Origin of the sequence: Corynebacterium segmentosum, assembly GCF_900637825.1 — a bacterium.
In the GTDB taxonomy this organism is placed as follows: domain Bacteria; phylum Actinomycetota; class Actinomycetes; order Mycobacteriales; family Mycobacteriaceae; genus Corynebacterium; species Corynebacterium accolens.
The window spans coordinates 199,138-213,351 of record NZ_LR134408.1; the positions used below are offsets into that span (position 1 = coordinate 199,138).

The 14,214-nt window shown below is 60.0% G+C and carries 16 protein-coding genes and 1 tRNA gene; 10 read left to right on the forward strand and 7 right to left on the reverse strand.

Features of this window, described 5'->3' with window-relative positions; genetic code table 11:
* Window positions 1–497: 497 nt before the first annotated feature.
* The 3 genes from EL217_RS01005 to EL217_RS01015 all read right to left on the reverse strand — a co-directional run bounded on the left by EL217_RS01005 (window position 498) and on the right by EL217_RS01015 (window position 2,269).
* Window positions 498–701 (reverse strand): hypothetical protein, encoded by a 204-nt coding sequence (locus EL217_RS01005; protein ID WP_023028168.1) that lies wholly within the window; start codon window positions 699–701, stop codon window positions 498–500.
* A 539-nt stretch (window positions 702–1,240) separates the two neighbouring features.
* Window positions 1,241–1,314, reverse strand: a tRNA-Pro gene (locus EL217_RS01010).
* Between the two features lie 67 nt (window positions 1,315–1,381).
* Window positions 1,382–2,269, reverse strand: a complete 888-nt coding sequence (locus EL217_RS01015; protein ID WP_126318069.1) for a metallophosphoesterase — start codon at window positions 2,267–2,269, stop codon at window positions 1,382–1,384.
* 43 nt (window positions 2,270–2,312) lie between these two features.
* Here EL217_RS01015 and EL217_RS01020 point away from each other — a divergent pair, with 43 nt between their 5' ends.
* The gene (locus tag EL217_RS01020) at window positions 2,313–2,777 is read left to right on the forward strand and encodes a GatB/YqeY domain-containing protein (protein WP_005276488.1); all 465 of its coding nucleotides are present in this window, start codon (window positions 2,313–2,315) and stop codon (window positions 2,775–2,777) included.
* A gap of 3 nt (window positions 2,778–2,780) precedes the next feature.
* Here the strand turns inward: EL217_RS01020 and EL217_RS01025 are convergent, their stop codons facing one another.
* On the reverse strand, window positions 2,781–5,252 hold the full coding sequence (locus tag EL217_RS01025; RefSeq protein ID WP_126318071.1) for a transglycosylase domain-containing protein: 2,472 nt from the start codon (window positions 5,250–5,252) through the stop codon (window positions 2,781–2,783).
* A 145-nt stretch (window positions 5,253–5,397) separates the two neighbouring features.
* On the opposite strand from EL217_RS01025, the gene EL217_RS01030 reads away from it, so the two are divergent.
* From EL217_RS01030 to EL217_RS01045, 4 genes are all read left to right on the forward strand, one after another.
* The gene (locus EL217_RS01030; protein ID WP_005276491.1) at window positions 5,398–5,721 is read left to right on the forward strand and encodes a WhiB family transcriptional regulator; all 324 of its coding nucleotides are present in this window, start codon (window positions 5,398–5,400) and stop codon (window positions 5,719–5,721) included.
* 90 nt (window positions 5,722–5,811) lie between these two features.
* A complete protein-coding gene (locus tag EL217_RS01035; protein ID WP_126318073.1) occupies window positions 5,812–5,970 on the forward strand; it encodes a DUF4177 domain-containing protein in 159 nt (52 codons plus the stop codon).
* Entirely contained in the window at window positions 5,971–6,429 is a 459-nt protein-coding gene (locus EL217_RS01040) for a RidA family protein (RefSeq protein ID WP_126318075.1), read from the forward strand.
* Between the two features lie 18 nt (window positions 6,430–6,447).
* Entirely contained in the window at window positions 6,448–7,281 is an 834-nt protein-coding gene (locus EL217_RS01045) for an MBL fold metallo-hydrolase (RefSeq protein WP_005276494.1), read from the forward strand.
* Between the two features lie 81 nt (window positions 7,282–7,362).
* Here the strand turns inward: EL217_RS01045 and glxR are convergent, their stop codons facing one another.
* Window positions 7,363–8,046, reverse strand: a complete 684-nt coding sequence (gene glxR / locus EL217_RS01050) for a CRP-like cAMP-activated global transcriptional regulator GlxR (RefSeq protein ID WP_005276495.1) — start codon at window positions 8,044–8,046, stop codon at window positions 7,363–7,365.
* Between the two features lie 343 nt (window positions 8,047–8,389).
* On the opposite strand from glxR, the gene nth reads away from it, so the two are divergent.
* The 4 genes from nth (at window position 8,390) to EL217_RS01070 (ending at window position 11,595) form a co-directional block, all read left to right on the forward strand.
* A complete protein-coding gene (gene nth / locus EL217_RS01055) occupies window positions 8,390–9,043 on the forward strand; it encodes an endonuclease III (RefSeq protein WP_126318077.1) in 654 nt (217 codons plus the stop codon).
* Window positions 9,044–9,047: 4 nt separating this feature from the next.
* The gene (locus EL217_RS01060; RefSeq protein WP_126318079.1) at window positions 9,048–9,638 is read left to right on the forward strand and encodes a TlpA family protein disulfide reductase; all 591 of its coding nucleotides are present in this window, start codon (window positions 9,048–9,050) and stop codon (window positions 9,636–9,638) included.
* Entirely contained in the window at window positions 9,635–10,336 is a 702-nt protein-coding gene (locus tag EL217_RS01065; protein WP_126318081.1) for an NUDIX hydrolase, read from the forward strand. Before EL217_RS01060 ends, EL217_RS01065 begins: the two co-directional genes overlap by 4 nt.
* Before the next feature lie 62 nt (window positions 10,337–10,398).
* A complete protein-coding gene (locus EL217_RS01070; RefSeq protein WP_005280895.1) occupies window positions 10,399–11,595 on the forward strand; it encodes a MarP family serine protease in 1,197 nt (398 codons plus the stop codon).
* 33 nt (window positions 11,596–11,628) lie between these two features.
* Here EL217_RS01070 and EL217_RS01075 read toward each other — a convergent pair whose 3' ends face one another.
* Both EL217_RS01075 and EL217_RS01080 read right to left on the reverse strand, forming a co-directional pair.
* Window positions 11,629–12,537 (reverse strand): alpha/beta fold hydrolase, encoded by a 909-nt coding sequence (locus tag EL217_RS01075; protein WP_126318083.1) that lies wholly within the window; start codon window positions 12,535–12,537, stop codon window positions 11,629–11,631.
* Window positions 12,538–12,615: 78 nt separating this feature from the next.
* Window positions 12,616–13,119, reverse strand: a complete 504-nt coding sequence (locus tag EL217_RS01080) for a phage holin family protein (RefSeq protein ID WP_005276502.1) — start codon at window positions 13,117–13,119, stop codon at window positions 12,616–12,618.
* 126 nt (window positions 13,120–13,245) lie between these two features.
* On the opposite strand from EL217_RS01080, the gene EL217_RS01085 reads away from it, so the two are divergent.
* Complete coding sequence (locus tag EL217_RS01085) at window positions 13,246–13,962, forward strand: oxidoreductase (protein WP_126318085.1); 717 nt, start codon at window positions 13,246–13,248, stop codon at window positions 13,960–13,962.
* Window positions 13,963–14,214: the final 252 nt, after the last annotated feature.

The window sequence follows — 14,214 nt, forward strand, 5'->3', positions numbered from 1 at the left end:
TTGCGAAACCACCCGCCCACCTGCACCATCGGTTTCCGTAGTCGGTTCCGTTGGGAAACGCAGTTTGAAGTGTTCCAGATTTTGTCATCTACTCAAACGGAATAAAACCTAGGAGACTTCAGCCTGAAGAAGAAACCCGCCTTCACAGACGAAGGCGGGTTTGAAGATTTTGTCGGTGGTTATGCTTCATTCATGGGGGCCAACGTACAGAACTCTAATATTGTCAGGTCCCCAGTAGCACCAGTAAATCCTCCATGCTTGGGGACTGTGATTCTCTACATAAGAGATATAGATGGTCTCACCATTATTGGCCGTCTTACCCTTCATGGTATGCGTGTTAAGGCTTGGGTATGAAGGGCCTGGGTCTTCCAAGAACCCAATTGCTTTCTTGACCTTTTTCCTCTTGTCGGGATACTTGGCTAGCGCTTTCTTAAGGTCTTCTGCGGCGGATAGGGCAAACTGGATCTTGAAGCGTGGCATTTATTCTTGCTGGTCAGTTAGAGTTCAAAATCCACAAATCGGCCGTCTGCGTAATCTTCCAAGCTATCTCGGAATACGCGAAGGGCATCGGGGTTCGAGTAAAGAAGCTCGATATCTTGGTTCATGTCTTCTTTCGCAACGTGGGTTACGCGACCTGCAGAGTCCGAAAATGCCAGCATCTTCCCGCAATCAGCCGCGTTCTTGTGAAGCGTGTTGCTCATGCTGCGTCCTTTCTGTGTTCAACCCGTCCAGTTTAAATCCGGTTGGGTTTCCCGTTGGTTGTCTCCGTCGGGCTGCTGTCCATTTTCTCATAAAGTGTGACAGCGGTGCACTTGCTTGAGGCTGTGTGCGCTCTGAGCTTGTGGTTCTGGCTCGGGTGTCTAGAATATCGAAAGAAAGGAACCCCAAACAGGGGGTGATCTTATCCCGTCCCTACATTCATCAGGTCTGGGTATCAAGGTCGGTGAACGCAGAAGCCAATGTTATGTTCATCCCACCTTTGAGTATTGTGCCATTTTCTTCATTTGTCCTGCACAAATAGGGTATCGTGGTCGGTTAGTGGGCATCGGAAAATTCAACCAACGCACTGCATACCACATGCCGGTGCCATTCCGATGGATTGAACAAACAGCAGGACCGAATAAGCCACAACAGTTTATTCAGCTCCTATTTAGACAAGCTAACCAAGGCTTACGCTGAAACCCAGACACACTTTTTGCTATTTAACCCGAAAAAGCCCGCAGTTTCCTGCGGGCTGCTGTCGGGATAACAGGATTTGAACCTGCGACCTCTTCGTCCCGAACGAAGCGCGCTACCAACCTGCGCCATATCCCGGTCACTGCTTAAAAGCAGTACTGAGATACTTTAACGCACGTTGAATGAGATCGGCAAAACGGCAGGTCTAGTCCACCTCAGTGATCCGCAGCAGGGTGGCTGAGGGGCGGCAGAATAAACGCACCGGGGCGAATTTGGAGGTACCCAGGCCATTGGAGACGTGCATCTTCATCGGGCCGAAGTCATGCAGGCCCTGTGCGCGCGGGCGGTCGATGCCGCAGTTGGTCACGATGGCGCGCGAACCAGGCAGGCACACCTGCCCGCCGTGGGTATGGCCGGAAAGGGAAAGCTGATAGCCATCGGCGGCGAATTTTTCGAGCACGCGCGGCTCGGGGGCGTGGAGGAGCGCGAGCGAGAGATCGGCATCCTCGTGGGGCGGGCCGGCGATTTCGGAATAATCGTCCAAGTCGTGGTGCGGATCGTCCACACCAGCTACGGCGAGGCGGACATTGCCCACCTTGAACTCGTGGCGGGCTTGGTTGCCGTCGTACCAGCCGTGCTCCACGAAGGCCGCGCGCATGCCGCGCCAGGGCAGGTCAACGTAGGAGGGCTCGCGCTTTTTACCCAGCAGGTACTTGAAGGGATTGACCGGGCGGGGTGCCCAATAATCATTGGTGCCAAATACGAAGACGCCGGGCCGGGCGAGAAGCGGGCCGAGCGCGCGCAGGGTATCGGGCACGGCCTGCTTATCGGAAAGGTTATCGCCGGTATTGACCACGAGGTCTGGATCCAGCGCATCGAGGGCAGAGACCCAATCGATCTTGGTCTGTTGCCCCGGGATCATGTGCAGGTCAGAAATATGCAGCAGGCGGAACTCTTCTTCGCCGCGCAGGGTGCCTTTGGGCAGGAGCGGAAGAGTATATTCCTTGAGCTCGAATTTGTTGAGCTCGCTAAAGCCCCAAGCAGCAACACCTAGGCCGGCGGCGACGCCGCCAAGAATCCGTTGAAGTTTCACAGCTTCTACACTACCTGCCTTAAATGGACGTATATTGAAAGGCATGAGCGAGCTAAAAGATACTATCCGAGCAGATCTGAAAACGTCGATGAAGGCCAAGGAAAAGCAGCGCACCAGCGCCATTCGCGCGCTGCTCGCGGCAATCCAGGCCGAGGAAACTACCGGCTCCCGCCACGAGCTGGAGGATGAAGACATCCTCAAGGTCATCGCGCGCGAGATTAAAAAGCGCCGCGAGTCCGCGGAGGTCTATGAAGAAAACGGCCGCCCGGAATTGGCAGAGGCTGAGCTTGTCGATGTCCCCTTTTTCGAGGCCTACCAGCCGCGCCAGCTCGATGACGCGGAGCTTAAGGCCTTGGTAGAAGAGGCAATTGCTGAGGTAGAAAAGGAAAACGGTGAAGCACCCACCATGAAGCAGATGGGTGCGGTTATGAAGGTGGCCAACGCAAAAGCCGCCGGCCAGGCCGACGGCAAGCGCCTTTCCGCAGAGGTAAAAGGCCAGCTTAATTAAGCTTTAGTGGCCGAGGAGGCTGCGGATATCGTTGCGGAAGTTATCGATATCTTCTTGGCGGATTCCAAAGTCCTCAGGACTGAGGTTGAAATCGCCGGCACCATGTCCTCCCTCGTTGCTCACACCGGTAGTGTTCGCGCTGCCGGTGTTATTTTGTGCGCCGGTGGCATTCGCACTGCCGACGCCGCTGGAGGGGGATTGGGTGGCAGGGGAGCCATCGGAAAGCTGCAGCGTAATCTCCGCGCCTTCCTTCTTGCCATCCTTGCCGGTAATTGCGCGCACCACGCGGCCGTAGGGAACGTCCCCGCCGACGACGCGGGAGGTCTTTACCACGTAGCCCCGGGCCTCAAGGGCGCTGCGGGCCTGGGACTCGCTTTGCCCGCGCACGCTATCGAGCAGCTTGTCCCCGGTGGTGCCGTCATCGTATTTCTTATTGTAATTGGGCAGCCCGCTCTGGGTAGCCCGCGGCAGCTGCGATGCCATGGTGAAAAATGTCTGCGCGGGCTCCAAGCCACCAAAGAGGTTGCCGGCGCCGGTGCACTGGCGCACGGGGGAGGTACACAGCGGCTGGGTATCGGTGCCGTCGTTATAAATATAAGGAGCGGCGGCGAGCCCGTCGTTGAATCCCAAAAATGCCGAGGACTGGTTGGACTCGGTGGTGCCGGTCTTGGCGGCGATGGGGGAGCTAAAACCGGCGGCCTGGGCGGCGTCCTTGGCGGTACCCTGCGTAGCATCTTCAGACAGCGCATTGGACAGGGCGTGGGCCACGTCTTGGTCTACTGCCTGCTCGCACGGGGTTTCCTTGAGGTAGACCTCGTTGCCGTTTTTATCCAGGACCTTGTCAATGGGGTTGGGCTCGCACCACCGGCCATTGGAGGCAATGGTGGCGCCCACATTGGATAGCTCCAGCGGATTGACCGGGGTGGGGCCCAGGGTAAAGGAACCGGAATTGGCGTCCTTCGTGCGCTGAGCGATGGAGGTGTCCTTATCAAAGGTGCCCTTGTCGCCGTAGGAGCGCAGGCCAAGGCGCACCGCCATATCCACGATGGGCGCCACGCCAACCTGCTCGGTGAGCTTGATAAACGGCGTATTGGGCGAGTGCGCCAGCGCCTCTTGCAGCGACATTGTGGCCTTATAATTGCCCGCGTTCTCCACGCAGTAGCGGTTGGCGGGGCAGTTATCGGCGCCGCCGTGGCCAAGGCCTTCGGCCTCGTAACGGGTGGGCACATCCACCGTATTTTTAATGCCGTAGCCTGCCTCGATGGCGGCCGCGGCGGTAAAAGTCTTAAAGACCGAACCAGCGCCATTGCCCACCAAGGAGTTGGTCTGCGGCAGCAGGGTTTCATTATTGTCTTGGTCCAGCCCGTACGCGCGGGAGGAAACCATGGCCAAGACCTTGCGGTCCGACGTACCAGGCTCGATAACGTCCATGACCTCGGCCACACCCTGGGCATCCGGGTTGGTATGCGATTGCACCGCGGATAGCGCCGTATCCTGCACCTGCGGGTCCAGCGTGGTCTTTACGGTGTATCCACCGTGGGCGAGCTGGTCTTGGTTAATGCCCTTTTCCTCGAGGTACTGCAGCACAAAGTCGCAGAAAAAGCCGCGATCACCTGCGCCGATGCAGCCATTGTCTAGGGTATTGGGCTGCTTGCCGACGCCCAATTCTTCCCCCTTATACTCATCCGCATCCGCCTGCTCCAGATAGCCGTTATCCACCATGGATTGGAGCACGACGTTGCGGCGGTCAAGCACCTCTTCCTCATTAGTAAAGGGGTTGAGGCGCTCCGAGGACTGCACCATGCCCGCGAGCATCGCCGCCTGCGGCACCGTGAGATCTGCGGCATGGCTATCAAAATAGGTCCGCGCGGCGGCCTCCACGCCGTAGGCATGGTTACCAAAGGAGACCAGGTTGAGGTAGTTGGTGAGGATTTCCTTCTTATCCAATTCCTCATTCATCTGGGTTGCCATGCGCATTTCGCGCAGCTTGCGGGTGGCGGACTGCTCGGTCGCCGCGGCCCGTTCTTCATCGGTCTGCGCGGAGACCAACAGGAGGTAGTTCTTGACGTACTGCTGGTCAATGGTGGACGCACCCTGGGAGACCCCGCCGGAGGTGAGGTTGGTCCACAGGGCGCGGAAATTGCCTTGGAGATCGACGCCGCCGTGTTCGTAGAAGCGCTCATCCTCAATGGAGACGATGGCGTTTTTCATCGCGTCCGAAATCTCATCGCCACTTACGGGGTGGCGGCGTTGGCTATAGACATAGGCCATATCTTTGCCCGAGGCGTCTTGCACCGTGGTGACGCCGGGGATATTGCCCGCTGTTAGATCTTGCAGGTCCGATTGCATGGTCTGGTTGGTGCGGGCGATCGCCACGCCGGAAATGCCCGCAAAGGGGGCGAGCGCGAGCGCGATGAGCGCGGCTACCAAGACCGTGGACAGGGCTATCTTGGACAAAGATTTGAAGACAGTCACCCCCAATACCCTACGTGGTCTGCCTGGCAATGGGGAAGGTGACCTGCACCCCCTAAAGTGTGACCTCGTAGACAATTCCGCGTTCTAGTGAATAGACTCAGGCCTCGGTACATAGTATTCCGTCTGGGAAGGAGAACACTCACCCATGACCGTTCGAGTGAAGACTGCGGGAATGTCCAATACAGCCCGAAATCCCGAGCGTGGTGAGTGGGTTACTCAAGCAAAGTGCCGCAATGAGGACCCAGACGCATTATTCGTGCGCGGCGCTGAACAGCGCAAAGCCGCCGTCATTTGCCGCCACTGTCCGGTATTAACGGAATGCCGGGCGGATGCCCTTGATAACCGTGTGGAATTTGGCGTGTGGGGCGGGTTGACCGAGCGCCAGCGCCGCGCGCTGCTGCGCAAGAACCCCCACATCACAGACTGGGCCAATTACCTGGCTAAGGGCGGCGAACTCGTCGGCATTTAAGGCGGTCAGAGGGGTAATTGCCCGCCCGACAGCGGTGACGCTCCGGAATAGGGGCGGCATAAGTCGTATTAAATCGCTAGAATGAAACCCATGACTAAATGGGAATACGCAACCGCACCAGTACTGACCCACGCCACCAAGCAGATTCTTGACTCTTGGGGCGAAGACGGATGGGAATTGGTCTCCATCACCCCTGGCCCGAACCCGGAGAACGTGGTGGCCTACTTCAAGCGCGAGGTGGCAGAGTAAATGAGCTTTTCCGCTCGCTTGAAAGAGCTAGGGGTGGAACTGCCGGGCGTCGCTAAGCCGCTGGCTTCTTATGTGCCAGCGCTGCGCGTGGGCAATCAGGTATGGACTTCTGGCCAGCTTCCCCTGGTGGAAGGCTCCCTGCCGGTGACCGGCAAGGTGGGCGCTGAGGTCACCACGGAACAGGCCCAAGAACAGGCCCGCACCGCCGTGCTCAATGCCTTGGCCGCTGTCGATGCAGAGATCGGGCTGGACAATATCTCCCGCGTGATCAAGCTCGTTGGCTTCGTGGCGTCGGATCCCGGCTACGAGGATCAGCCAGCGGTGGTCAACGGGGCATCGGATTTCATCGGGGAGGTATTCGGCGCAGCTGGCACGCACGCTCGTTCTGCAGTCGGCGTTGCGGCCTTGCCAAAGAACGCCCCGGTGGAGATCGAATTGATCGTAGAGATCGCTGAGTGATCGGATAGGCTGGTAGGCATGGAGCACCCCGCATATAGTCAATTGCGTCCCGTAAGCCAATCCGTTGGCGTAGTTCTTTGTGATAATCCCAGCTATACCGCCCTCGAGGGCACGAATACCTGGATTATTAGTGCCGCTGAAGACTCCCGGTCGATCGTCGTGGACCCGGGGCCGGAGGATGAAGGCCACCTCAACGTTGTGCATCGTCATGCTGGTGAGGTGGCTTTAATTCTGCTTACCCACCGCCACGATGACCACGCCTCTGGCGCGCAGCGGCTCCGGCAGATGACTGGCGCGCCCATCCGCGCCTTCGATCCCAGCTATTGCAATGGCGCGGAGGCGTTACAGAAGGGTGAGATCCTGACTTTGGAGGGCATCACCCCGCAGCTGGAGGTCCTGCACACGCCGGGCCACACCGCGGACTCCACGTCCTTCTTCGTGTGGAGCGGGGAGGTGGAAAATTCCCGGCTAGAGGGCATTATCACCGGCGATACCATCGCGGGGCGCCATACCGTTTTGCTTTCTGAAACCGACGGCGATTTGGCCGATTACCTGCACGCCTTGGACGTGCTGGAATCTCGCGGCAAGGATGTTCCGCTCTTCCCAGGCCATGGGCCGGATTTGGAGGATACCTCGCAGGTGGCGCGCAAATACATTGACCGCCGTCACTACCGCCTGGATCAGATCCGGGAGATCCGCTCCCGGCTGGGCGATGACGTGGATCTGACCACCCTGGTCAATGAAATGTATGACGATGTGGATCCGGTGCTGCGCCATGCCGCAGAGCAGTCCACGCGCACCGCGTTGAAGTACCTCGACGGCACCGGCACCGGTTCCGGTACCGATAACTAACGCGCGTCGCGGCAGGCAGCCGACTAAAACGCTTATTCCCTCCGCCCCTAGTGCTTGTGCACGGGGGACGGAGGGAATTTTTTAGCGCGCGCGGCGGGCGAGGTGCTCGGTATCGACGATGAGCACGGACTTGCCCTCGAGGCGAATCCAGCCGCGGTGGGCGAAGGTAGCCAGGGCCTTGTTGACGGTCTCGCGGGAAGCGCCGACCAGCTGGGCAATCTCTTCCTGGGTGAGATCGTGGTTGACGCGCAGCGCGCTGCCTTCCTGGACGCCGAAGCGGTTAGCCAGTTGCAGCAGGGTCTTGGCAACGCGGCCGGGCACATCGGTGAAGATGAGGTCCGCAAGGTTGGCGTTGGTGCGGCGCAGGCGGCGGGCCAGCACGCGCAGCAGCTGCTGGGCGATGGCGGGGTGATCACTTACCCACTTATCCAGCAGCTCGGAGTTCATGGTGGCGGCCTGGACCTCGGTCACACAGACGGCGGACGAGGTGCGCGGGCCCGGATCGAAGATGGAGAGCTCACCGAACATATCGGAAGGGCCCATCACAGTCAGGAGGTTTTCGCGGCCATCCGGGGCGTGGCGGGCGAGCTTAATCTTGCCGGAGGTGATGATATACAAACGGTCACCGGGCTCGCCTTCATCGAAGATGGTGGTACCGCGCGGGAAGCGCACTGTCTCCATCTGCTCGAGAAGATTCTGCACTGCTACGGGATCAACGCCTTGGAAGATTCCGGCGCGGGAGAGGGTGTCCTGTACGCCTTCCACGTTTTACTCCTTGGATGTCGACTGCGATAAGTCACTAAAGTGCTTGGGCCACATCCTTTTGCGGGCTCCAGGGAGGCACGCTAATGCGGAACAAGCGGGGTCAATTTTTTAGCGTACCCCATTTTACAGTGCAGTTCGTCACTTTTGGGTACTGCCCCTTGTTTCGTTCACATAACAGAAATGGGATCACTTACGCCCCTAGCGTTACAGCCAGCGGGTTTTCTGCTAATCCGCGAAGACAATCGCTTCCAGTTTTTCCATGAGGAGGGCAAAAAGAGCGATGCCAAGCGGAACGAAAATAACAAGTGAAATCATGTATTCCTATCCTACTAAGCTTGGCGGCATGAGTTCAGCATTGCCAAGCACCGCGGCCCCGAGCAAGAGAGCGCCCGTCATTAATGAACGATTGGCACGCGAACACCCCGATGCGCGGTGCGAGCTCGATTTTGACTCGCCCCTCCAGCTCTTGGTGGCCACGGTGCTTTCCGCGCAGTGCACGGATGCGCGCGTGAACTCGGTGACCCCTGAGCTTTTCCGCACCTATCCCACGGCGGCCGATTATGCAGCGGCCAGGCGGGAGGACCTTGAGGCAATCCTGCGGCCGCTGGGGTTTCAGCGGGCGAAGGCGGGGCACCTCATGGGCATCGGCGAGCGCTTAGTTTCTGAATTCGACGGTGAGGTGCCACAGACCGTAAAGGAATTGACCTCCCTGCCTGGGGTGGGCCGCAAGACGGCGCTGGTGGTGCTGGGCGATGCCTTCGGGGTGCCCGGCCTTACCGTGGATACGCACTTTAGCCGCCTGATGCAGCGCCTGGAGCTGACGGGGGAGAAGACGCCGGTGAAGATAGAAAGGGACATCGCCAAGCTCATTGCAGAGGCCGAGTGGACGATGTTTTCCCACCGTGTCATTTTTCACGGCCGGCGGGTCTGCCATGCCCGGAACCCGGAGTGTGGGGATTGCGTGGTGCGGGATCTGTGCCCGGCTGCATTAAGCTAGCGGTATGAAAAAATACGTCTTCGGCACCGTCATTGCGGCCATTGTCATCGCTGTCCTCGTGGTAGTGGGGGTCATGCAGCTGCGTGGGGATGACACCGGCGCGGGTGAATCGGCGCAGGCCCCTGGCATGGAATCGGGCGCGGCGGACGGCCAGGACGTAGCCGAGCGCCCAGATTGCCCCGCGGGGCCCATCGCCGGGGTGGATCTGGAATGCCTGGGCGGCGATGATGCCGGTGAGGGGGACAAGGCGGATGAGGGCATTACCATCGCCAACGTGTGGGCGTGGTGGTGCGAGCCGTGCCGCGCGGAATTGCCCCACTTGGACGAGGTAGCAGAGTCCCACCCTGACTGGAAGGTCATTGGAGTGCACGCGGATAAAAACGCCGCCAACGGGGCTGCCTTTCTTAACGATGTGGGAGTAGACCTGCCGAGCTTCCAGGATCCGGATAATAGCTTCGCGGGCACGCTGGGCCTGCCGGGCGTGGTTCCCGTGACCGTGATCCTCCGCGATGGCGAAGTGATCAAACAGGCGGCCCAGCCGTTTACCTCTGCGGACGAGATTGAAAAGACGGTCAAGGAGGCGCTTGCCGGATGAGTAAAGTATGGCCCGAATACACACCCGAGTGGATAAAACCCGCGCTGGGTGTCGATACGAGTCAGGTGCAAGAGCTCATTGGTAAGCGGCAGGCCTCGCAGCTCAATGGCTCCGAGGAAGAGGTGCCAACCAAGCGGGAAGCCGCGGTGCTGATGCTACTGAGCGGGAACAGCGTGGAGGATGGCGAAATTTTGCTCACGCACCGCTCGCCGTCCATGCGCTCGCACTCCGGCCAGATTGCCTTCCCGGGTGGCCGGCGGGATCCGGGCGATACGTCGCTGGTTGATACCGCGCTACGGGAGGCATGGGAGGAAACCGACCTGCAGCGCCATACGGTCACTCCCTTAGAGCAGTGGGAGCAGCTGCACATTCGCGCCACGGGCAATCCGGTCAGCCCGATTTTGGCCCATTGGAAGCAACCGGGCGAGGTCTATCCCGCAAGCCCGGCGGAGACCGATGATGTGTTTTTCGTCCCGATTAGGGAGCTCATTGACCCCCGCAACCGCCTGCTGGTGGGATTTAAGCAGTGGCAAGGCCCGGCGTTTTATGCCAATGACTACGTGATTTGGGGCTTTACTGCCGGGGTGCTGGCAGCATTATTGGATCATTCTGGGTGGAGCGTACCGTGGGATAACAATTCGGTCATAGACCTGCGTGACACTCTCAAAAAGTCCCGCAATAATGAGAAGATGTCCTAATTGCCCGCGCGCTTAAGGCGCCGGGAGACGCACGAGATTTCGATAGAGAAAGAACCAAAGCCATGACTGCTGCGCTCATTGTTGACGGCCTGATTGTGCTTGCCGTGTTAGCAGCATTGCTCAGTGGTTGGCGCAATGGTGCGCTCGCCGCGGTGCTCTCCGCCATCGGCGTGGGCGCGGGCCTCGTGGTAGGCATCGCCGTAGCCCCCAGCGTATTGCGCACAGTGGACGAGCCTTCGCTGCGTTTGCTCCTGCTCGTGGGCATCCTGGTTTTGCTGGTGGGCATCGGGCAAATCATCGGTTCCTCCTTGGGCACCAGCGTGCGCGATCGCATGAAGGCGCGCAGCACCCAACGGGTAGATTCGCTATTCGGCGCGGTCTTTCAGTCCTTCATCGCGCTTATTGTCATCTGGATGATTTCCATTCCCGTGGCCACCAATTTGGGCGGTTCCGCGGGGCAGGGTCTGCGCGATTCCCGCATCCTGAGCAACCTCAACGCGGCCGCCCCGCCGCGCCTTGCTTCCCTTCCCAATGGCGTGGCGGCGTTGCTCAATGAATCGGGCCTTCCGCCCCTGGTTTCACCGTGGGAAAAGTCCATCAGCGGCGAGGACGTCGAGGATCCAGCCCCTGACGTGCAGGACCCGGAGCTGGTGCGCAGCATCCGTCCATCCATCATTCACGTGCTTGGCGATGCCGAAGAGTGCTCCCGCCGCCTCTTGGGCTCCGGTTTTGTGGTGGCCGATGACTATGTGGTCACCAATGCCCACGTGGTGGCCGGCACCCAAACGGTGAGGTTGGATACGAAGCTAGGCCTGAAGGACGCCACGGTGGTCTATTACAACCCAGAGGTCGATATCGCCGTCTTGCGCGCGCCGGATCTGGGCATCCAGCCCCTGCCGTGGGCGCAGCAGCCGGCCCAGACCGGCGACGATGCCATGGTCATGGGCTTTCCACACTCCGGCCCCTTTAATGCGGAAATGGCCCGCGTGCGCGATCGCATCACCATCGCCGGGCCAGATATCTACTCCCAAGGCCGGGTAGAGCGCGATTCCTATACGGTGCGCGGCAATATCCAACAGGGCAATTCCGGCGGCCCCCTGGTCAATACCGCGGGCGAGGTCTTGGGCGTTATCTTCGGCGCCTCAGTAGACGATTCTGAGACCGGATACGCGCTGACCGCAGACGAGGTCATCGGCCACATTGGGGATGTCACCCAATTGCAGCGCCCAGTAGAAACCGGCGAGTGCGTGGCGCACTAGCTTTCGCATTAGATCCGCGTAGGGCAATCCGCCCTACGCGTCGAGCCAGCGGCGCAGCTCGTCGACGAACTCCTCAGGGGCCTCGAGGAAGGGCAGGTTCTTGGCGCCTGGAATCGAGGTGGCGCTAAAACCAGCGCGGGCGCGGAGGGCGGCCCGCTTGATAACTGGGTTCCACAAACGCTGTTGGGCGTGGATGAAAAGGACGGGGCGTTTTACGCCTAGTTCTGACCAGTTTAAGGGCACCACGGCGGTGCGCATCCGGTGGTTCCACAGGATCCCGCGGCGCACCTTGCCAATCTGTGAGGCGCGCAGGCGCAGGCTAAGGATGGACTCTAAGGTGGCATCGGCAAGCGCGGGCCCCGTATCTAGGCTTAGCTCCTTGCGGTAGGCCCGGGGGCTGAGCAACAGGGTATTCGCGCGGGTGACCTTTGGCAGGTGGCAGAGGAGGGAACGCAGGATCATCCACCCAAAGTCCCAGGGGCGGGCAGCGATGGCGCGGCGGATATCGACGGGGTGCGCGGCCGAGACCGAAACCAAGCCGCGCACGCGATTGGGGCGCTCGGCGGCCAGGCACCACGCTACCGCGCCACCGGTATCGGCGCCGACGATATAGGCATCCTCGTGGCCCAAGGCCTGGATGAGGCCATCCAGATCCCCGACCAAGGTGCGGATATCCTGGCCGGGATCGATAGGCGGCTTATCGGACATGCCAAAGCCGCGCATATCCACCGCGGCGACGTGGTAGCCGCACTGCGCGAGGGGGCCTATGACCTCCTGGAAATCGAACCAGCCGCCAAAAGCGCCGTGAATAAAAACGACGAGGGGATCGGCGCTATCGCCCGCTATGGCCACGTGCAGGCGGATGCCCCGGGTGTGGACAAACTCGTGCGCAAAGGGTCCTTCCAGCTCAACCGTGGAGGGGGGAAGTGGTGCTAAGGCCATGGAGGGCAAGGCGCCTTTCTATGTGTACAGAAAATCCGCCCCAGGAAAGGCTGAGGCGGATCTAATAGTGCGTGCGGTTTAGGTATACAGGCCGTGAGTGTCCTTGCGGTCCAGCGACTTCTGCGCCTTGCCCGGAATCAGGTTCTTGAGTTCCTTGGTGGAATCTATGGTCTTCTGCGGCGCCTTGACCTTCTTGACGTTCTTGACACCGAGCAGGGCGAGGGCGCCGGCTGCCACGATCATCACGAGGAAGACGATCAAGTAAGCGGCCCAGCGATCTAGCCAGAGCGCGAGGAGCTCAGCGACGAAGATGAAAAAGAAGAAAGAGCTGTACAGCGCGATGGTGCCGGCCGCACCGAAGAAACCGGCGCCGATGCCGCCCTTCTTTGCGGACTGCGCCAGCTCCGTCTTGGCCAGCTCTACCTCAGAGCGCACGAGCTGGGACATCTGCTCGGTGGCGTTGGAGACCAACTTGCCGATGGAGGTTTCGGAGGACGATGCATCAACATCGCTCAAAGGAATCGAATTAACCTTTGGTGCGAATTGATCGGTGCCGTCAGTAAATAATCCATCGTTGCTCACGATTAATTCTCCTCGTTTTCATCTAAACCTTGTGACGGCCCCAATGATAATAGATACAGCGCGGTTTTACGGTGCCACGCCAAAAGGTAGGGGCCTTCGGGGCTCGGGGCGTCTAGGGCTATCCTAATGTATATGCCAGAAAATGACCCGTTATCCCCGCTATTTCGCCTCCCGGGGGTGAAAGAAGGTGCGGACAAAGCCGCGGCTGCCATCGCGCGCGCCCACCGCAGGCCGGCGGGACTGCGCAGATATGAGGTCATCTCTGCGGAATCTTTGATGCGCGGAGCGCGCGCCAGCGTGGCCTTGGATGGCCATGCCATCCCCCCGCACCCTGGCCCTGACGATGTGGAAAGCGGTCCGCTCGCCGGCGCGGTCAGCGCGTATTCCGTAGCGGCACCTGAGGTGGTGGATTCTACCGTCCGCTCCTTTGCCCGCGCGCCGCTGCAGGTGCTCGCGCGCATCGACGTCGCCGCTGGTGGAACTGGGATTCCCAGCGCCGATAGTGCGCGCTTGCAGGGCTTGGCGCGCCTGATTGCGCAGGGCAGTGGCCCCGCATTCCGCGATCTCTTGCCAAGCGTCGTGCACGCGGAAATCGCGGCCGGTGAATTCTTTGGCCCGCGCAGCGGTGTCGTAGCGCGCGTTGCAGCCCGCCTTGCGGCCATACACACCGGCTTCGATCCCCGCGGGTTCGCCGTGCCGGAGGTGTATTTCCACCGCCATTCCAAGGCCTATCGCGAGTGCAGTGCGAACTACCGCGACAAACCCGGTGAGGTGGTGCTTTTCCATCTCTCCGCCTGGGAGGTAGGCGGCAAAGAAGCCGATGCCATCGCCCGCGCCGCCTAACCGTAAGCCCGTACCCGGTAGGCGGTGAACATCCATTCGGTGCAGGTCAGGACCGTGCAGGTAGCTTATTTTTCTTAGCTGTTGTGATCGGGTAATGAACGTGTCATAATAAGCGGTGCAAGGCCCCGATATACAGTGTGGCCTGCCCCGGCTCGCCCCCGAGGCCGGGTTACTGACGGCCCGCGCGCACCCCCCGATGCGCGGGCCGTCACCTATATCTACGGTTATCCACAAGGCTTTGTTGAAAATGCA